The organism is Komagataeibacter oboediens, assembly GCF_018491655.1.
Taxonomy (GTDB): Bacteria; Pseudomonadota; Alphaproteobacteria; order Acetobacterales; family Acetobacteraceae; genus Komagataeibacter; species Komagataeibacter oboediens.
The window spans coordinates 19916-39506 of record NZ_JABLUU010000012.1; the positions used below are offsets into that span (position 1 = coordinate 19916).

The following is a 19591-nucleotide window of genomic DNA, read 5'->3' on the forward strand; positions in this document are numbered from 1 at the left end:
CGCGCCCCCTGATGCAGGATTACCATGATACCGAATGGGGCGTGCCTGAGCGTGATTCGCGCAGGCTGTGGGAAACACTGATGCTCGAAGGCTTTCAGGCAGGCCTCTCGTGGGAGATCGTGTTGCGGAAACGTGTGGCGTTCCGGGAGGCCTTTGCCGGGTTCGATCCCCGGAAAGTCGCGGTATTCACGGCAGAGGATATTGAGCGACTGATGGGCAATGCCGGCATTATCCGCTCACGTGCCAAAATCGAGGCGACCATTCGCGGCGCACGGATTTTCAATGCGATGCAGGATGCGGGCGACGATTTTTCTGCCTTCTGCTGGTCGTTTACGGACGGCAGGCCATTGGAAGGTTCCGGATACAATACGGAAACCGAGTTATCCCGAACCATCTCGAAAACACTGAAAAAGCGGGGTTTCAAGTTCGTTGGCCCGACCATTGTCTATGCCTGGATGCAGGCGGTCGGCATCGTCAACGATCATGCCCCATCCTGCTTCCGTAAAAGCGAGGTCGAGAACATGTCTGGAGGACCGAGGCACGGCACGTAGTGAATGCGTTCATCATGGCAAGCAGCAGCGAAGATGGAAAGTGTATCATTTCGTGCATGAAGATGGGAATGTGCACGTTATCAATCTGCTCCGGACCGGGGCAGTCGATTGTCCGGTGAAAGTGCGCTGAAGAGGGGGCGGAGGCAGAAAAACTCCGGTGTCAGGAGCGCTTTTCCGATACCTTGACAATGAAGGCCCGCAAGTCGGCCAACAACAGGTCCGGCTCTTCCAGAGCAGCGAAATGGCCGCCTCTGTCCATGTCGGTCCAGTGCACGATATTATAGGTTTTTTCGGCAAACGAGCGTGGTGTCGGCAGGAATACGGGATCGGGAAACGCTGCGACCCCGGTCGGCACACCTATGCGCGTGCCGACGGGAAACCGGTCCGAACCTTCCAGACGTCGGCCGAGATAGATCCACGTTGCCGTCACGACTGCCGAGGGTGCGATATAGAGCATGATATTGGTGATCAATTCCTCTTCCGAGAACCGGCTCCAGATATCCGGACTGCCATCGGCGGATGTCGGGAGGTCCGCCCATCTGCCAAATTTTTCGAGTATCCAGCCAGCCGCACCGACCACGCTATCGGCCATCGCAACGCCCAGTGTCTGCGGGCGTGTTGATTGCTCGTGACTGTAGCCGGTCTCTCGATCGAGGATCGTGGCACGACGGGAAAACAGATCTTTTTCCTCAGGAGTCGTTGGGGCTGTGTCGTCGGCGAAGACGCTCATCGTGTTGACGTGGATGCCGAGCAGTGCCTCGGGGCGTGTACAGGCCATCCAGCTTGCAATATGCGCCCCCCAGTCGCCGCCCTGAACGACGTAACGGGCCTGACCGAACAGACGAACCATCAGCCCGTGCATCAACTCGGCCACTCGACGTGGCCCTGTGACACCGGTGATCGGATTGGAAAAGGCAAAGCCGGGGAGCGAGGGCACGACAATATCATGCCCGTCTGCGGCCAGTGGCTTTAACAGCTGCTTAAACTCAAGATACGAGCCCGGCCAGCCGTGGAGGAGGAGGACGGGTGGTCCGGAGCCGTCACCTCTCACATGAATGAAGTGAAGATGCTCGCCTTCAATATCGGTTATAAAGTTGGGCAACGCGTTAAGGCGCCGTTCGACCGCGCGCCAGTCATAGTGCTCTTTCCAGTATGTGATGAGACGCTTCAGGTCATTGATCCCGACGCCCGCTGACCAGCCGCCCGCATCAGGAAGCTGGCTCCAGTCATAGGTTTCGATACTGGCCCTGATTGAGGTGAGCCGTTCGGCAGGTATGTCGATCGTGTAGGGCGAGATCATGATCTTCTCCGCGCAGAGGCATCATTTCATGACGTTTCACATTGGCTCTGTTGATGAAGCGCTACACTTTTAAACCATGCGGGTTCGTCATAGTTCAGTGGTCCGCTAATGCCATTTGTGGTCCAGAAGCGGGCCGGAACTCCTCCCTGCCCATAGCAGCCGCCAGCCCGGGGCCATGAAGGACTCCTGATCTGGCAATTTTATTTTTCCGTCAGCTTACGGTTATGATGCTGCGGTTGTCGGCGTCTTATCGTGCCACGTGGATTGAAGCCGATTTTTCTGGCAGCCAGGCAATTCGCGGACCGGCATACGCCAACCATCGAGCAGGAAGCCCTCACATCGCTTCTGGAAGGCGGGCTGTATGAACGGCATATCCGGCGCGTTCGTCGGCGCAATGGAGAACTGCGTTGCTGCCTGCTCGGTGTTTCGGATTAGGCTTTTGGCGCACGGGTCGCGATCAAGGGCGCGGACGGCGGACTGCAGACCGTAGTTTGAATATCTGTCCTGTTTACCATGGTGGAAGCCGGTCTGGTGGTACGCGGCCGTCAAAAGCGGATCGGCCTCTCAGGATCTGCACGAGCACGTCACTGCATGATGCTCGGACACTATAATTAATATAACATATACATTATATATTAAACTAAATAATTGAAATTATGCCCTCAAGGGCACCCTCTTGGGTGTGGGTTGCATGTGTAATCGCGCCTCAAGGCGACCATCCTGACCGGTTGTGTTTTGTATTGATGTTCATGGTTTGATTTTGATGTGTGGGCATACCTGCTCATTGGTAATGCGCAAGCGCCTGAGGGGGCTGCTGCTTTTCTGTTCAGTTGGGTTTGTGTCTGTCTACATGAATAAAATCGCTGAATTCTGCGGAAAAATGGCTTTTTACTGCGCGCTGTTGCGTGTGTTGGTCGGCTGTTGGTCGAGGATTCATCTGCAGGATTGCATTGTCGGATGGGTGGCTCCCCGCCCTGTCGGGTTCGGTTGTTCCGGCCTGCCTGAAGGTTGCCCTCATCTGGGTCTCGTCCGCCTCCCTTGGTGGGGTTCGTTGCCCGAGGTGGTTTTTTAAAGAAGACCAGTCTGCTCCTTCTTGACATTTAACAGTTACATAATTAACTAAACTGCACATACATAAAGTATGTAACTCTCTGCCCGGATAGGGGCGGATGAATGGTGTGAAAGTGGTTATGGACTATCCCGGGAATAGAACGCTCATTGGGTTTACGCGGCGCATCGGCCTCTGGCTGGGTGCGGCTGTCGTGCTTGGTGGGGCGGCGGCGATCATGCTGGTGCTGCAACTGGCTGTGCTGGCGCGTATCGTCTCGGACCTCGCATTCCATAATCACGCCATTTCCGATGAACGCGCCGGATTGACGCTGCTGCTGGCCCTGCTGGCCGGACGCGCGCTGCTGCAATGGGCTGCCGATATGGTGGCAAATGAAGGCAGTCTGCGGCTGACTGCAGCCATACGTGGCGAACTGCTGCGCCACCTGTTCAATGTCGGCCCGGTTGGCCTGACCGGGCAGGCGACCGGCCATATGGTCACGGTACTGGGCGACGGCATTGCAGCGCTGGAACCCTATTTTGCGCAGTACGTGCCGCGCGCCGCCATGATGGTGGTCCTGCCGCTGCTGGTGCTGGGCATGGTCGCGCATCTGGATGCATGGAGCTTTGTCATCCTTGCCTGCACGGGGCCGCTTATTCCTGTCTTCATGGCGCTGGTGGGGTATCGTGCCCAGGCGATCATGGACCGGCAGTGGACGCAGCTTCTGCTTCTGGGCTCGGCCTTTCTCGATACACTGCAGGGGTTGACCACGCTGCGGCTGTTCGGTCGCGCGCGGGACGCGGTGGCTGCCGTGGCGGGCATGGCCGATGAATACCGCGCCACCACCATGTCGGTCATGAAGGTGGCATTCCTGACATCCGCCGTGCTGGAATTCTTCGCCAGCCTGTCCATTGCGCTGGTAGCCGTCGTGTTCGGTGCACGCCTGCTGGACGGAAAGGCGGATTTCCAGTCCGCTTTTCTGGTCCTGCTGCTTGCGCCGGAATATTTCATGCCGCTCCGTGCATTCTCGGCCAGTTATCATGCCCGCCAGAATGCAACGGCGGCCATGGCGGGCATCAGCCAGCTTTTCGCCCTGCCTGAAACAGCCACCCGGCACGCGACACGGGACAGTGCAGCCGGTGTCCCACTGGTCGCCATCCGCTGTGAAGATGTTACGGCCGGGTATCAGGCCGATGCACCGGTGCTGTCGCATGCAGGCTGCACCTTCAGGCGGAATGCCCTGACGGTTATAACGGGCGAAAGTGGCGTGGGTAAAACCACCCTGATCCGGCTGCTGCTGGGGCTGTTGCAGCCCATGCAGGGGCATGTCACGGCCGTGGACGAATGTGGCATGCCGCATGCCAGGTGGCAGGACAGGGTTGGCTGGGTGCCCCAGCAGCCACGGCTGATTCATGGCACCGTTGCCGAAAACCTGCGCCTGGCCGACCCGATGGCGGATATGGACACCCTGCGTGCCGTCGCGGCCCAGGCCGATGCCCTGTCCTTTATCGAGGCCCTGCCGCAGGGGTTTGATACCCCGGTGGGGGAGCGTGGGGCATGTCTGTCGGGTGGGCAGGTGCAGCGTCTGGCATTGGCCCGCGTGCTGCTGCGCAACCCGCAGGTGCTGATTCTGGATGAACCCACCGCCAGCCTTGATCTGCAGAGTGAACAGCGTGTCGCCGCGGCCATTGCGCGCGCAGCGGTGGGGCGGATCGGGATTGTGGTGGCCCATCGGCCTGCCATGATCGCACAGGCGGCACAGGTTGTGCGCCTGCGTGACGGGCGGCTCTTTTCTGGCCCGAGCACCGTGGAGTGCGCGGCATGAGCACGCTCGCACGCATCATCGGCCTTATGCGGCCCCTGCGGGGGCGGATGGCGCTGGGACTTGCGCTATCGGTTGCGGCGTCGCTGGCCAATTTCGGGCTGCTGTTCCTGTCGGGCTGGCTGCTGGCGGCTGCTGCCGTGGCCGGGCTGGGTGGGATTGCTGCACGTAATGCTTTCAACCTGTTCCTGCCTGCGGTCGGGGTACGGTTTTTTGCCACCATGCGTATTCTGGCCCGTTATCTGGAACGGCTGGTCACGCATGATGCGACGTTGCGCCTGATCGGGCGGGTGCGGGCGTGGAGTTTTGAACGCCTTGCCCCGCAGGCGCCCGCCGTACTGGCGCGACAGCGCAGTGGGGACATGCTGTTCCGCTTCGTGGCGGATACGGACCGGATGGGGCAGTTCTATCTGGAAGTGCTGCTGCCCATCGCCAGTGCCGCCATCTGCTGCGTGGTGTTTGTGACGGTTACGGGGGTGTTTTCCCTTCCTGCCGCTGTCGTGCTGGCTGTGGGGCTGGTGGTGTGTGGCGGCGTGTTGCCGGGCGTGGCCGGTGCATTGTCCGCACACGGCATGCGGCGCATCAGCCACCAGCAGGACGTCATGCATGCTGACCTGACCGAAGTGCTGCAGGGCATGGGTGAGTTCATGTTCCTCGGCGCAGCACGGACCGTGCAGGCGCGGATTGCCGACCGCGACGCTGATATTCGTAATGAACGCCGGCGTGTGGCCCTGATTGAAGGGGGCGCGCGGAGTGCGATGACCGTCATTGCCATGATGAGTGCGGCAGGGGTTCTGGTCATGGCCGATATGGCCTATGGCGCCGGTGCGCTGTCTGCGGCCTGCCTGCCCATGCTGGCGCTTGGTGGTCTGGCGGCGTTTGATGTGCTCATCCCCGTGCCTGCGGCCTGGCAGTTGCTGGGGCAGGTGCGTGTGGCGGCAGGGCGGGTGTTTGCCCTGTGCGATACGCCGCCCTGCGTGCCCGCACCCGCAAGGCCCGGCAGCCCCCGGGCACCGTTCGACCTGTCGCTGTCCGGTGTCGGCCTGCGTTACCCCGGGGCGACGCACTGGGCCTTGCGCCATGCCGACCTGTCGGTGGCACAGGGTGCGCATGTGGCGCTGGTCGGTCCCTCTGGCGCGGGCAAGAGCACGCTGGTCAACCTGCTGTTCCGTTTTCATGACTATCAGGAAGGGCAGGTCCGCTTTGGCGGTGTGGACCTGCGTGATGTCGATGCGGATGTCATGGCCCGGCATATTGGCGTGGTGGCGCAGGACTTTCACCTGTTTCAGGGCAGCATACGACGCAACCTGACCATTGCCTGTCCCACCGCCACGGAGGAGGCGATGTGGCAGGCCTTGCAGGTCGCGCAACTGCATGCGTTCGTGCAGTCGGAACCCGCAGGTCTGGATACTCTGATCGGGGAGGGGGGCATGCGCCTTTCCGGCGGGCAGGCACGGCGGCTGGCCGTGGCCCAGGTTGTGCTGCGTAGTCCGGACTGGATCATCCTTGATGAACCGACCGAAGGGCTGGATGCACGGACCGAGCGTGACCTGATGGACGCGCTCCTTCAGGCCCTGCCACTACGGACAACCATCATATGCATTACCCATAATCCTGCCGTGGCGGCACGGATGGGCCGGGTGGTGCGTGTCGAGGGCGGCCGGTTTCATGAGGCCGGGAGGACGTAATGACCCGACGATGACCTGAATGAATCCCGGAAAATTCCCTCACGCCCATACCGAAATCAGGAGACCTGACGGTGGAATTCATTAACCCCGATGTCGTCGATCTGTCGCGCTTCCAGTTTGCGCTGACGGCATTGTACCACTTCATGTTCGTGCCGCTGACACTCGGCCTGACATTCATGCTGGCGGCCATGGAGACGGTGTACGTCGTCACCGGCCGGCAGATATACAGGGACATGGCCCAGTTCTGGGGCAAGCTGTTCGGCATCAACTTCGCCATTGGTGTGGCCACCGGCATCACCATGGAATTCGAGTTCGGCACCAACTGGTCCATGTATTCCCACTTCTTTGGGGATATGTTCGGAACTCCGCTGGCTATTGAGGGGCTGATGGCCTTCTTCATGGAGTCCACGTTCGTCGGCCTCATGTTCTTTGGCTGGGACCGGCTGAGCAAACAGGCGCATCTGGCCATTACCTATCTGGTGGCCCTTGGCTCCAACCTGTCGGCGCTGTGGATCCTGATTGCCAATGCCGGAATGAACATGCCTGAAGGCGCTCATTTCGATCCCGAAACCATGCGCATGCAGTTCGAAAGCTTTGTCGATCTGGTCTTCAACCCCGATGCGCAGGCCAAGTTCGTGCATACTTCGGTGGCGGGCTATGTGTCGGCGGCCATGTTTGTCATGGGTATCAGCGCCTTTTACCTGCTGCGTGGTCAGCACCGGCAGTTTGCCGCGCGTTCGTTCCGCATGGCTGCGCTGTTTGGCATCATTTCCACCGTGGCGGTCATTACGCTGGGCGACGTGCTGGGACGGCTGGATTATGAAAAGCAGCCGACCAAGATCGCTGCGATCGAAGGGCTGTGGCACACCAGCAACCCGCCGTTCGAACCGTGGATCGTCGCTGCCCTGCCGGATGATGCAAAGCAGGAAAATCGCTACGAAATTGGCGTGCCGCTGGTCCTGACCCCGCTGATCACCCACACGTTTGACCAGCCCATTACCGGCATGCATGAACTGGAGGAGGAAGCAGGCCCCCGCATACGTTCAGGGATCGATGCGGTTGCGGCACTCCGCCGTTATGGTGTCACCCACAGCAGCATGGACCTTGCCCAGTTTACCGCGCATGAGCAGGACATGGGCTATGGCCTGCTGGCCACCCGCCATGCCCCGGGTCAGGATGTCACGGCCATTCCCGCGGACCAGATCGATGATGTGGTCAGGGCAACGCAGCCCGACATCCTGCCCAACGTGTTCGTCACGTTCTGGTCGTTCCGGCTGATGGTGTTCCTGTCGCTGTGGTTCTTCGCGCTGTTTGCCATTTCGGCCTATCTCAGCCTGAAGCGTCGGCTTGAACGCAGCCGCCTGCTGCTGAAGCTGTGCATGTGGTCGATCCCGCTGCCAATCCTGGCGACCGAGTTCGGCTGGATCACGGCGGAAGCAGGCCGCCAGCCTTGGACGGTGTTCGGCTGGCTGCCTACTTTTCTTTCTGCCTCCAGCCATGGCGTGTCCTACATGGTGTTCTCGCTGATCGGCTTCGTGCTGCTCTACAGCGTGTTCATCGCGGCTGAACTCTACCTCATGTTCAAGTTTGCCCGTCTTGGCCCCGAACATGACAGCATGGAACCGCACGCGCCTGCCGCACCCAGGGCATCCGCCTTTGACATGCGTCCCATGGCATCCTGACAGGAAACGGAGAAATGGAACTTTACGCGATACTGAAAATAGTCTGGGCAGCACTGCTGGGTGTGCTGTTCATCGGACTGGGTACCATGGTGGGCATGGATATGGGCGTCGGCACGCTGCTGCGCTTTGTTGGCCGTAATGATGGGGAGCGGCGCACGGCGCTGAATATCATCGGTCCCCACTGGGATGGTAACCAGGTGTGGTTCATCCTGGGGGGCGGCGCGATTTTCGCGGCTTTTCCCACGCTGTACGGCACGTCGTTTTCCGCCTTCTATGTGGTCATGATCACGCTGCTGTTCAGCATGATCCTGCGGCCGGTGGCGTTTGAATACCGCTCCAAGGCGGACAGCCGGCTGTGGCGGGCAGGCTGGGACTGGGTCTTTCTGGTGTCGGGCTTTGTACCGATGTTCATCTACGGCGCGGCGTTCGGTAACGTGCTGGAAGGGGTAGGCTACCACTTCGGCTGGACAGGGCAGTACTATCAGGATGAATCCTTCCTGTCCTACCTGCTGAACCCGTTTGCCATCCTGTGCGGTCTTATGTCCGTGGGGCTGAGCGTCTATCAGGGTGGGGCGATGCTGATGCTGCGGGCGGATGACCCGATCTGGTCGCGCGCCCGGCGTTATGCCATGGGTGGCGGTCTGGTTGCGGCTACCCTGTTTGTCATCGGTGGCATATGGGTGCAGTTCCTGCCCGGTTTTGTCATGACCGCGCCCGTCAACCCCGCCATGCCGGCCAATCCGCTGCATGGGCAGTCCGTGGCGGTGGTTGCAGGGGGCTGGATGCATAACTTCCATGCGCATCCCGCCCTGTGGCTGCTGCCGCTTGTGGGGCTGGGTTGTATGCTGCTCGGGGTTGGCATGCTGGCTAGGGGCCACACGGTTGTGTCCTGGTGGCTGGGGCTGGGTGCATGGGCAGGTACCATCATGACGGTAGGGTGTGCCATGTTCCCGTTCCTCATGCCGTCTTCCACCACGCCCGACCAGAGCCTGACGGTATGGAACAGTACCGCCAGTGAATATGGTCTTGGCTGCATGCTGGTGGTGGCGGGGATCTTTGTCCCGATCATCCTGTCCTATACTTCATGGTGTTATTACGTCATGCGCGGGAAGGTTCATACCGCCGATGTCGTGAACGATACCCATAGCTACTGATTACGAGGTCGTGATGACAAAGCTTCTGCGTCTGGCCGGTCTGGCCGTTATTCTGGTTGTTTCCCTGCTGTTCGCCGTATTCGTGGGGGATCAGGGGCCGTGGTATTTCGCATGGGTGATCGGCACGGTCATGATCATCCTGATTTCCGGGGCTGGCGCGATCATGCTTGATGCCCAGTCCAGTCTTTCATCCGATGGGGAGATCTGACCATGATGGGAGATCTTGAACGGATCATTTTCTTTATTCCGATGATTTACATGGGGCTTTACCTGATTGCCTACCGCTGCGGGCGGCGCTGGTTCCCATGATACGGATGGCGGTGGGTCTTTCTTCATCTCACGCCTGCCGCCATATCACGGCATCACCCTGCCGATGATACGAAGCGCGCCACCCGGGCACCGACGGGTGGCGCGTTCTTTATTCCTGGCGCATTATCGGAACGTATCGCCGGTTGGCAGATGGCTTCCATTAGACGTGTATTACCAGGGTTGTCCATAATCGGTCCGGCGATCACCGCAGGGCCGGTTACGGAAACTGGTGTCATCGAAGGTGAGGGACGGGAAGGAATATCCCATGCCAGATGGCAGCTGCTGCCATCTGGCAATCCTGAACCTGACCTTCCGTTATCCCTGTTCAAAGGGGACTGTATAAGTCAACGTCGTGAAAATACGACCAGTGCCAAAAAACGGCACTGTTTGATAGATATTCATTGACGGACTGGTATCTGCGCAGTCATCAACCTCAGTTTATATGAAAAAACGGGTAATCAGCCGAACCTGCGGATCATCCAGCTGAAGAAAGTGGCGTGCCAGAGGGTCTGGGCACCAAGCTGGCAGTGTTCAGCGCCCCCGGAGAGAGTATCGAAGGTAACGGTTTCGACGGATCGTGCGGCGGTGCATGCTTTTTCGAAATCTATGGCCTGGGCTCCCGGGACGAAGTGGTCATGTTCACCGACAAGGATCAGTACGTCGGCAGTGATTTTTCCAGCTACGTCCTTGAGTGTGTAAGGGCGGATAGCCGCGACCGCTTCGGGCATGGTGCTGACGCCAAGGGTCCAGCAGGCGTTATCGACGGCCCAGACAAGATCGGGATTTTTCGCAGCAGCGGGGTTCTGTGCAAGGGCGGCGTAGCGATCGGCGATGCTGCCCATATCGAACAGGACATCATAGGCGACAACGCCAGTAATGCGGGAATCGAACGCGGCGGCGCGGGGGGCAAGGTAACCGCCCATGCTCATGCCGATGAGGATGGTGTTTTCCGGCCGGAACTGTGTGGTCTCGAAGTAATCCAGAATGGCAGACGTGGGTTTTTCCCATTCCGGGGTGAAGGTAAGGCCATATTCGCGCAGGACACCGCCCTGACCGGGACCTTCATAGGTCAGGACGCCGTAACCCCGGTCATGTGCGGCTTTGACAAGGACGAAATACAGTTCTTCAAGTGTGGAATCATAACCGCCGACGAGAACGATCAGCGGCTTTTTCTGCCAGCCATCCGGACCGGGATAGAAAATGCCCCGGAGGCGGCCATCACCATACGGAATGGTGAAACGTTCATGGGCGATTCCAGCCAGTTTCAGCCCGTTATCAAATGCGGCGATTTCCCGCGTCCAGGTGGTCTTGCGGCGCGCATCGTCGGGACGAAGAAGAAATTCGGCGGTGCGCCAGTAATTATGGGCACGGAGCCACGCGTAACCTTTGCTGAGCGGGTCGGCACATGCGGCAATGCGGTCTTCGGTCCGTATGGCCAATCCGGAAAAGGCGTCGAACCAGGCATCCGTGTCGCCATCAGGGATGGCGCTGATCGCTGTCAGCACCTCGTTAAGATCAGCACCGTTCGCCGCTATGTCATTCAGGGCGCGGAGGGTCTGAAAATGGAAGGTCTGGTTACGGAAGAACCGGGAAAGGCCGTGATCAGCCATTTCGGTGGGAGCAGGGCCATCGGGCATGTCTGTCATTGGTTACAGGGCTTTCTATATGAATGGTATCTGGTTTTTACAGGGGGCTGTAGGCGGACATATTTTGTGCTTACGCCGTGGTTACGCTATGTACGTAGCCATCCGGGCGAATTAATACGGATGCAATGCCAGTAAAGGACGGGCTGTTACCGACGCAGCGGGCCCTTATGTATTTCACGATATCTGGCTTGAGCCATTCGGGAAACGCCGGATCATCCCGTTTTTCCGGTGCGAGCGCTATATGCACCCATTCACCTTTTTTCATGCAGTCATAAAGCGTCGCCGGCTGGGTATCGATCATCAGATCAACATCCGGAACACGTTTGCCCGCAGCCAGGCAGGCCGGCAGATTTTCTGGTATGACTGTGTCGTATCCGTATGCAATGTCAAATCCGGAAATTTCGCCGGCCAGGCGACGATTCACATCCGGAAAAGACAGGACATCATTCATTGTATTGCGCAATGACAGATTGGGCGGTGTAAAATCTGTCGCCAGTGCAACCTGCGCCAAGGTATTGTCAAACAACATCTGGCCGACGGGCCTGCGCTCGGAATGATAGGTATCCAGCAGGCTTTCAGGCGCCTGCTTTCTGACGACCATGGCAAGTTTCCAGCCAAGATTCATTGCGTCCTGCAGACCGACATTCAGCCCCTGGCCACCCATGGGGGCATGAATATGGGCCGCATCCCCCGCCAGCAGGATACGCCCCTTTCGGTAGGCGGATGCAAGGCGCGTCGCATCGGTAAAGCGGGACAGCCAGGACGCTTCGCCCATTTCATAATTTTTACCGGAAATTTTCAGTGCGGCAGAGGCCAGCTCCGCAACGGTTAGAGGTGTGTCCTTTTCCACTGACGGTCGTGCCGCATCAATAGCGATCACACGATGATGCACGTCATCACCCAGCGGAGACATCATGAGTGCACCACGGGCGTTGACCATGGACAGGATACCGCCGCCTTCGGGCGGTTTTGCCAGAACCACATCTCCAAGCATGGCGGTCACACGGCCATCAAAACCGTCAAAACTGATCCCGGCCTGATGCCGCACCAGACTGCGTGCCCCGTCGGCTCCGACCAGCCACGGGGCAGAAAATGGCCCGCGAGATGTGGTGACATGTAATCCTGCCTCATTTTCCTCCACCTGGGTAACCTCGGTTTCACGCAGCAGGGGAACGCCGAGAGCCAGGGCGCGCTTTTCTAGAAATTCCTCCGTTCTGGTCTGGCGGAGGAACAGGGTGAAAGGAAAGCGACTTTCAAATCGGGAAAATACCAGTCGCGTATTCAGCGCCCCATATTCCATCATGGGAATTTTGCGGCCAGCGCCAAGAAAATCCCCAGCACAATCGCGCAGCCCTAACAGTTCCAATGTCCGCCCATGTATGGCCAGCGCACGGGATTCAGTTGTCCGGACAGGGCGCCGGTCAAGCACAGCGACATCAATCCGGGCAAGTTTCAGCTCACACGCGAGCCATAAGCCAACAGGACCAGCACCACAGACCAGGACGTCGTACGAAGTTTTCATGGACGATTCCGTAAAATCTAACATTGTTAGATTAAAAATCTAACGGCATTAGATTTCGAGAGCAAGGAGGAAACAGGAAAGCTGTGAGTGCAAAAATCGTAAAGGAACAGGTCGTCAGTTCGGCACTGCAATTGCTGGACAGGCTGGGTATGGAAGGGCTGACAATGCGCAAGGTGGCGGATGCGCTGAATGTGCAGGTGCCTTCGCTTTACTGGCATTTTGCGAATAAGGATGCGTTGTTCGAAGCCGTGGCCGATACACTGCTGGAACAGGTCGCCACGACGACAGTCGCTGGCGAAACGTGGCAGGATATGTTTTTCAGAATTTCCTGCGAGGTGAGACAGGCATTACTGGCCCACCGCGACGGTGCCCGCTTTCTGGCGCGGACCTATCCTCTTTCCGATAATGTGGCCCGGATCAGTTCACAAATGATCTCCAGCCTTAAAGACGTCGGTGCGGACGATCGCACAGCCGCCTGGGGCACTTTCTCCACCCTATATTTTGTCATCGGTTTTACAATCGAAGAGCAGGCATTTGCCGAAAAACGCCCGGATCATAACCAGGACCCGGATATTAAGTCGCTTCTGTTACGGTATCCTGTAGCGGCCCAGGCATGGCAGCAGATATTGGAGAGCGATACTGATGAAGGTTTCCATTTTGGCCTGAATATGTCGCTTCAGGGGCTGGTACACCATCTTTATACCCCTGAAAAATAGTGTTGCGAGATGTCGATACCATGACCATCGACCGAAAGACGGTTCCGTGACGCAATGTTTTTGAATGAGGGACCCCAGTTCATGCCGGCAGATTGGAAAAGGCTGGGCTGGAAACCCTTTCGGACTACGTTGGTGACATCGTATTTATGATTTTATTTTCAATGTACACTTCTATTTTGACCTGCGTAACTGAACCAAAATATTAATCGGCTTGTAATGAAAAATATATCTTCCCGGACGGGACGCAGTTTGGACTTTCAGCCGATCAGTGTGTTTTCGTCTATGCTGGCGGCACGGAAATCTTCTAACCGGACACGTCCTTTGCGCAGGCATCATGCCCGACTGACCAGTTCATCTGGTATCCGGACAATCCGGTCCTGATCGTGTTCTGTCACAAAGCAGACCATTTCACAGGGCCTGACAGCAGGAACAGTCACGCGGTCGAAGAAACCGGTGCAAAACATCTTTTCTATCTATAGTAAAATGTGATGTCATCGCAGTCCGGGGCAGGACAACGACTGTTTGCACGACCATGCGCCAGGCAAAGGACAGTCGGGACGATGTAGACTGCCTGCGCAAATACCTTGCCTGTTGTGACCTGAACTGGCAGGCACGCGCAGTAGACACCTGAGCACAGGGGCCCGAAGCTTCTTGGCCCGAGCGGCTTTCTGACGATTTAATCCCGCTACTTCGCAATTCGCAATATGCACGAACGCAGAGGCTCTTCACGATAGGGCAATTAAAGTCATGGATCTTGCCGCCAGCATGGTATTACAGCCCCGCATGGGGTAAACCCGTCATTAACCGTGATCTGCAGGAGCAAGCCGCCATTCGTGCTGTTACGTCCATTGATGTCGCCCGGCTGGCTGGCGTATCCCAATCGGCTGTATCGCGCGCGTTTTCTCCTGATGCCAGCATTTCGCCACGCACAAAGCAGAAGGTGCTGGCCGCGGCCGCCAGCCTTGGTTACCGGCCCAACCGTATTCCGGCCATCATGCTTTCGGGTCGGTCATACATGGTGGGCGTGGTGATCGGTGGGCTGGAAAACCCATTCTATGCCACGGCGCTTGAGCGTCTGGCGACTGCATTGCGTGAACGCGGCCTTCAGGTATTGCTTATGTATGTGGATGATGCCCTGACGCTTGATAGCGCGCTTGATCAGTTGTTGAGCTACCGTATTGATGCCGTCGTCACCTCGCTTGCAATCGGGTCGAAAACGGTAGCGCGGGCATTGTCCCAACTTCAGATACCGGTTGTCTGCTTCAATTCTTCACTGGTGGGCCCCTGGATCTCGACGGTCAATTCCAACAATCACGGGGCAGGGGTCGCTGCTGCGCGCCTGATGGTGGAACGGTGCGTGGCGCGACCGGTCTGGCTGGCTGGTCCCGGCAAGAATGCAGCATCCCGCGCACGTGGCGAAGGGTTCTGCCAGGGGTTGCAGGAGGCAGGAATGTGCATGACCGGACTGACCCGGTTGCGGGGTGATGATACCTACGACAGTGGCTACGACGCCATCACCCGCCTGTGGAAACGGGGTATCCGGCCGAACGGTATTTTTTCCAGCAATGATATGATGGCCTGCGGTGCGATTGATGCCCTGCGGGAACGCATGGGCCTGATCTGTCCACGGGATGTCATTATTCTGGGATATGATAATATTCCTCAGGCCGGTTGGCGCAGTTACGACCTGACATCTTTCGACCAGCATACGGACCGGATGGTTACAGGCGCCATGGAACTGCTGGATGAGGCCCTTTTGGCAAAAGACAGCCCCCTTCCGCGCACCCATGTTGTTGACGCTCAGTTGATCGAACGCGGCAGCACAACCCTGCCTGACTGATGGATTAGGGCTTGCGTCCGGGCGTAAAAGGCGTCTTGTCTTGCATAGCTATGCAATTTACCTTTCACCCGTCAGGAACGTCGTATGAGCAACCAGAATTTCCGCAGCATTCTTACCGGCTCGTTTTCCACACCCTGCGCCGACAATCCGACCGTCGCGATGATCGAAGCGGCGTACCGCCATGCCGGGATCGATGCGCGCTATATCAATTGTGACGTCAAGGCTACGCATCTGAAGGCGGCGGTAAGGGGCGCGGTTGCCATGGAATGGGCAGGATTCAACTGCTCCCTGCCCCATAAGGTGGCCGTGATCGAATATCTGGATGAGCTGGCTGAAGCCGCGCGGATTATTGGTGCCGTAAACTGTGTCGCCATTCGCGATGGCAGGCTGGTGGGCGACAATACTGATGGCAAGGGCTTTCTTGCCTCGCTCAGGGATGTGGTTGATCCGGCTGGCAAGAAAATCTTTATGCTTGGCGCGGGTGGGGCGGCGCGCGCCATTGCGGTGGAACTGGGACTGGCGGGAGCTGAACATATAACGGTAATCAACCGCGACGCGGCAAAAGCCGAAACCATTGCAGCGCTGGTGCGCGACAATACCGGGAGTGATGCAGTCGGCCGCCCATGGTCCGGAAAGGCCTGCGTTCCAGACGGCACCGATATTGTCATCAACGCCACATCGGTCGGTCTTGGTGACGCGCAGGCCATGCCTGAAATCGATCTCGATACGCTGGCAAAGGGGCAGATCGTGGCGGATGTCATTCCCAATCCGCCCATGACCCGCTTCCTGCGTGAAGCCCGTGAACGTGGCTGCACATCGCTCGATGGTCTGGGAATGCTGGTCAATCAGGGTGTGATTGGCGTGGAGCTGTGGCTTGGAAAGACACTTGATGCAGGCGTGATGAAACAGACCCTGCGCGATATTTTCAGCGCATCAGACGCAGGCTGACCACCGGTTTGTCTTGACCACAGGGAAAAGGAAAGCCCGGAATGCCCACCACCCCGAACATTCAGGACATATCCCGCTACCATACCCATAAACGTGCCCTGTCCGCCCTTGCGGCCATGGTGCATCGGGGGGACCAGACCCTTTCCGCGCGGCGGTATGTGTCCGTTGCCGCTGCTGTTGCTGCGGTGGGTGGCCTGCTGTTCGGATATGATACCGGGATCATTGCTTCCGCCCTGATTTTTGTTACCCAGACGTTCTCGCTTTCTACGGCGGGGCAGGAATGGGTGGCTGCGGCGCTGAATATCGGGGCGATTTTTGGTGCCTTGCTGAGTGGCCCCGTATCGGATCAATGGGGACGTCGGCCTGCCATCATGGTGGCAGCCGGTATATTCATCGTGGCATCGCTGGGGTGTGGGCTTGCTCCTGATGTCAGCACGCTGATTTTTGCGCGCCTGTGGCTGGGGGCGGCGATAGGTGCCACCACGCAGATCGTTCCGGTCTATGTTGCCGAACTGGCCCCGGCATCCCGGCGCGGGGGGCTGGTATCGCTATTCCAGCTGGTTTTTTCACTTGGTCTGCTTCTGGCGTTTTTCGTGGGGTATGAACTGTCTGGCGGTGTCGAGTCATGGCGCGCGATGTTCATGCTTGGAGCCCTTCCGGCAATTCTTCTTGCTCTTGGTATGATCTTCCTGCCGGAAAGTCCGCGTTGGCTGCTGCATCATGAACATGAACACCGTGCCGTCTCGATCCTGTATAAACTGCGGGGGCATAAGGATATCGTGCGTCAGGAACTGGATGATGCCCTGACAGTCGATGCGGGGGTAGCTGACGAAGCCAACGGAGCCAGCCTGAAACAGCGCTGGATACGGCCTGCTCTTCTGGCGGCATTGGGGGTTGCGGCTTTCTCCCAGCTATCCGGCCCCAATGTCATTGTCTATTACGCGCCCATCATTCTGTCGCAGGCCGGGTTGGGTCATTCGGCGGCATTGCTGACGTCTGTGTCCGTCGGGGTTACATCCACCATTACGACGGCAATGGGGATCGCGTTTATAGACCGCATCGGCCGTCGGCGCATGATGCTGTGCATGTTGCCAGTAGCCGCCCTGTCCCTGTTTGTGCTGGGGGCTGTATTCCTCAGCTCCGCGCCGCTTACGGGGGTGCGGATGGTTCTTATGGTCGTATCACTTCTGGGCTATATCTTCTTTAATTTCGGTTCTCTATCCGTTGCGGTATGGCTGATCGCTGCCGAAGTCTTTCCCCTGTTTGTCCGCAGCAAGGCCATGGGAATGGCCAGTGCGACGGTGTGGGTGTCCGATACGCTTGTTTCTCTTGTCACGTTATCGCTGGTGCAGGCGCTGGGCACGACGGGTACTTTCTGGCTGTTCGGGTTCATAAATCTCGCGGCCTTTGTATTCGTGTGGAAATATGTGCCTGAGACCGCGGGAACCACGCTGGAGGAGATTGAAAGCGCGCTTCGATCTGGAACGTTCTATACAAGTATTGGCAGGCAGGCTGGCGCGCGTCGGAATTCCTGACAGGAGGGAACGGGACTGTTCCTTCTGTCGAACGCACATGATTATGGGACCTGTGGGCCACATCGAGCGGAAAATGTGCCTTTGAAGATCGCGTCGCGCGCTGTGCCGCATGATCGTCAATAGCTTTGCCCATTCAGCATTTTGACCATAGTGCACGGGCTGACCCGCCGCCTGGATCAAAACAGCGCAGGCGGATGTCAAAAAGCTGGGGCTGGCATAGGTAAGCCGACAAGGGCTTGATATGTCGTGTGAAAGCATGTCGCCGTAGCCGTCAGGCACTTGCCGTCCAAAGACGTTTTCGCAGCACTTCGTTGCGGGCACGCCCGTACGTAGTGCTGCGGAGATTGGTGGCATCATGGCACTTTGTGAGGAGATGGTTGCCAGGGTGTATCATGACACGACAACCGAAGCCCGGAAAGACAGGGATGGCCCAGCCTGCTGGAACAGATCAGGCTGGTGTGACCCTTGCTTGTGACATCGCAAGGCCGGACTATGATGGTACGGTGCCTTCAGCCGGGGAAAGGGGCAGGTGTCAGGATAATATCTGGGGTCAGGAGTGAATGTGCGACCGTGCCATATAACGCTTCCGCATGGGACGGAGTACAGCAAAGGCCAGCGTTGCAGTCAGGATATCGCCCCCGATGGCGCAGGCAAAAACCGGCCCCCAGTTTCCACCTGTCGCCTCGTGCAGCCACGCCGCCAGTGGCCCCCCCAGTATCGCCCCGACCCCCTGTGCCATATAGAGGATGCCGTAATTGCGTGATGCATCCCGCGTACCGAACGTGTCAGTCAATGTGGCGGGAAACAGGGAAAATATCTCTCCCCATCCCAGGAAGACCACCCCGGACAGCAGCACGAACAGCACCGGGTGACTGGATAGCCCAATCCAGCATGCCAGCGCCACGGCTTCCAGCATGAACGCAATGGTCATGGTCAGTTCACGGCCGATCCGGTCCGAAATCCAGCCGAACATGGGCCGTGTCAGGCCATTGGCAATACGGTCCAGCGTCATGGCCAGCGGCAGGGCCGCCATGCCCCATACCATAAGATGGGCAATCCCCTTATCCGCTGCGATCTGTGCAAGCTGCGACGTGACCATCAGGCCGGATGTCGCCATGGTGGCCATCATGAAGAACATCAGCCAGAAAATGGGGCTGCGCACCACCTGTGCGGTATTTGCCCCCCAGAGCACCTGCTGCCGGGTGGACAGGGCATGAGCATCCGGGCGGTAGAGGAAACACGCTGCCACCGTTCCGGTCACCGCAATCAGCAGGCCAAAGACAACCATGGTGCTGCGCCAGCCTGATGCCGCCATCATGTGCGCGATGGGAAAGGTGGTCAGCATGGCCCCCATGCCGTACCCCGCAGCCCCCATGCCCGCCGCCATGCCCCGGTTTTCGGGGAACCATTCCATCAGGAGCGAGACGACACCGACATAGACAATACCGGTGCCAATGCCCCCCAGCAATCCATAGGTCATGTACAGCATGGCCAGCGAATGCACCTGTGCGGCAGCGACCCAGCTCAGTCCCGTCACGATCACTCCTGCACCGATCAGCACGCGGGGGACGACATGGCGCGCGATCCACCCCTGAACGGGAGAAAACAGGGTCTGCACGACGATCAGGATGGAGAACGTCACCTGAAGCGCCGGCGCCCCGAGGGAAAGTTCGGTGCGCAGATGGGGCGTAAACAGCGTCCAGACATATTGCGGGGAAGAAATGGATAGCATGCAGATCAGGCCTGCAGCCATCTGGCCCCATTTTTTGGCGGTCATGACAGATTTCCTAAAATATATGATGCATCGGGTACGAAGGGTTATTCACGGCG

General features: G+C 58.3%; 14 protein-coding genes. 10 read left to right on the plus strand and 4 right to left on the minus strand.

Annotated elements, in window-relative coordinates:
• Positions 1–11: 11 nt before the first annotated feature.
• The gene (locus HNO79_RS10790; RefSeq protein ID WP_244987514.1) at positions 12–551 is read left to right on the plus strand and encodes a DNA-3-methyladenine glycosylase I; all 540 of its coding nucleotides are present in this window, start codon (positions 12–14) and stop codon (positions 549–551) included.
• A 160-nt stretch (positions 552–711) separates the two neighbouring features.
• Here HNO79_RS10790 and HNO79_RS10795 read toward each other — a convergent pair whose 3' ends face one another.
• Positions 712–1851 carry an epoxide hydrolase family protein gene (locus HNO79_RS10795; RefSeq protein WP_214164522.1) on the minus strand — a complete coding sequence of 380 codons (1140 nt, stop codon included), beginning with the start codon at positions 1849–1851 and terminating at the stop codon, positions 712–714.
• 1169 nt (positions 1852–3020) lie between these two features.
• On the opposite strand from HNO79_RS10795, the gene cydD reads away from it, so the two are divergent.
• The 5 genes from cydD to HNO79_RS10820 all read left to right on the plus strand — a co-directional run bounded on the left by cydD (position 3021) and on the right by HNO79_RS10820 (position 9453).
• Positions 3021–4724: a thiol reductant ABC exporter subunit CydD gene (gene cydD, locus HNO79_RS10800; RefSeq protein ID WP_244987515.1), complete on the plus strand. Its 1704-nt coding sequence runs from the start codon at positions 3021–3023 to the stop codon at positions 4722–4724.
• Positions 4721–6409, plus strand: a complete 1689-nt coding sequence (gene cydC / locus HNO79_RS10805) for a thiol reductant ABC exporter subunit CydC (protein WP_214164523.1) — start codon at positions 4721–4723, stop codon at positions 6407–6409. Before cydD ends, cydC begins: the two co-directional genes overlap by 4 nt.
• A gap of 71 nt (positions 6410–6480) precedes the next feature.
• Complete coding sequence (locus HNO79_RS10810; RefSeq protein ID WP_048856254.1) at positions 6481–8091, plus strand: cytochrome ubiquinol oxidase subunit I; 1611 nt, start codon at positions 6481–6483, stop codon at positions 8089–8091.
• Between the two features lie 14 nt (positions 8092–8105).
• Positions 8106–9245, plus strand: coding sequence for a cytochrome d ubiquinol oxidase subunit II (gene cydB / locus HNO79_RS10815; protein WP_214164524.1), 1140 nt, complete (start codon positions 8106–8108; stop codon positions 9243–9245).
• A gap of 13 nt (positions 9246–9258) precedes the next feature.
• On the plus strand, positions 9259–9453 hold the full coding sequence (locus HNO79_RS10820) for a hypothetical protein (RefSeq protein WP_010515393.1): 195 nt from the start codon (positions 9259–9261) through the stop codon (positions 9451–9453).
• Between the two features lie 559 nt (positions 9454–10012).
• Here the strand turns inward: HNO79_RS10820 and HNO79_RS10825 are convergent.
• The gene (locus tag HNO79_RS10825) at positions 10013–11200 is read right to left on the minus strand and encodes an alpha/beta hydrolase family protein (RefSeq protein ID WP_214164525.1); all 1188 of its coding nucleotides are present in this window, start codon (positions 11198–11200) and stop codon (positions 10013–10015) included.
• A gap of 70 nt (positions 11201–11270) precedes the next feature.
• A complete protein-coding gene (locus HNO79_RS10835; protein WP_244987516.1) occupies positions 11271–12722 on the minus strand; it encodes an FAD-dependent monooxygenase in 1452 nt (483 codons plus the stop codon).
• Between the two features lie 83 nt (positions 12723–12805).
• On the opposite strand from HNO79_RS10835, the gene HNO79_RS10840 reads away from it, so the two are divergent.
• From HNO79_RS10840 to HNO79_RS10855, 4 genes are all read left to right on the plus strand, one after another.
• Positions 12806–13438 (plus strand): TetR/AcrR family transcriptional regulator C-terminal domain-containing protein, encoded by a 633-nt coding sequence (locus HNO79_RS10840; RefSeq protein ID WP_214164526.1) that lies wholly within the window; start codon positions 12806–12808, stop codon positions 13436–13438.
• 754 nt (positions 13439–14192) lie between these two features.
• Entirely contained in the window at positions 14193–15278 is a 1086-nt protein-coding gene (locus tag HNO79_RS10845) for a LacI family DNA-binding transcriptional regulator (RefSeq protein WP_214164527.1), read from the plus strand.
• Positions 15279–15362: 84 nt separating this feature from the next.
• Positions 15363–16226, plus strand: a complete 864-nt coding sequence (gene aroE / locus HNO79_RS10850) for a shikimate dehydrogenase (RefSeq protein WP_214164528.1) — start codon at positions 15363–15365, stop codon at positions 16224–16226.
• Positions 16227–16267: 41 nt separating this feature from the next.
• Positions 16268–17761, plus strand: coding sequence for a sugar porter family MFS transporter (locus HNO79_RS10855; RefSeq protein WP_214164529.1), 1494 nt, complete (start codon positions 16268–16270; stop codon positions 17759–17761).
• A 550-nt stretch (positions 17762–18311) separates the two neighbouring features.
• Here HNO79_RS10855 and oxlT read toward each other — a convergent pair.
• Positions 18312–19538: an oxalate/formate MFS antiporter gene (gene oxlT / locus HNO79_RS10860; protein ID WP_214164530.1), complete on the minus strand. Its 1227-nt coding sequence runs from the start codon at positions 19536–19538 to the stop codon at positions 18312–18314.
• Positions 19539–19591: the final 53 nt, after the last annotated feature.

Excerpts from the sequence above, each read along its gene's own strand:
- oxlT (WP_214164530.1), bottom strand. The coding sequence starts at position 19,538 with ATGACCGCCAAAAAATGGGGCCAGATGGCTGCAGGCCTGATCTGCATG.
- HNO79_RS10855 (WP_214164529.1), top strand. The coding sequence starts at position 16,268 with ATGCCCACCACCCCGAACATTCAGGACATATCCCGCTACCATACCCAT.
- cydD (WP_244987515.1), top strand. The coding sequence starts at position 3,021 with ATGAATGGTGTGAAAGTGGTTATGGACTATCCCGGGAATAGAACGCTC.
- HNO79_RS10795 (WP_214164522.1), bottom strand. The coding sequence starts at position 1,851 with ATGATCTCGCCCTACACGATCGACATACCTGCCGAACGGCTCACCTCA.
- HNO79_RS10820 (WP_010515393.1), top strand. The coding sequence starts at position 9,259 with ATGACAAAGCTTCTGCGTCTGGCCGGTCTGGCCGTTATTCTGGTTGTT.
- aroE (WP_214164528.1), top strand. The coding sequence starts at position 15,363 with ATGAGCAACCAGAATTTCCGCAGCATTCTTACCGGCTCGTTTTCCACA.
- cydB (WP_214164524.1), top strand. The coding sequence starts at position 8,106 with ATGGAACTTTACGCGATACTGAAAATAGTCTGGGCAGCACTGCTGGGT.
- HNO79_RS10825 (WP_214164525.1), bottom strand. The coding sequence starts at position 11,200 with ATGACAGACATGCCCGATGGCCCTGCTCCCACCGAAATGGCTGATCAC.
- cydC (WP_214164523.1), top strand. The coding sequence starts at position 4,721 with ATGAGCACGCTCGCACGCATCATCGGCCTTATGCGGCCCCTGCGGGGG.
- HNO79_RS10790 (WP_244987514.1), top strand. The coding sequence starts at position 12 with ATGCAGGATTACCATGATACCGAATGGGGCGTGCCTGAGCGTGATTCG.
- HNO79_RS10835 (WP_244987516.1), bottom strand. The coding sequence starts at position 12,722 with ATGAAAACTTCGTACGACGTCCTGGTCTGTGGTGCTGGTCCTGTTGGC.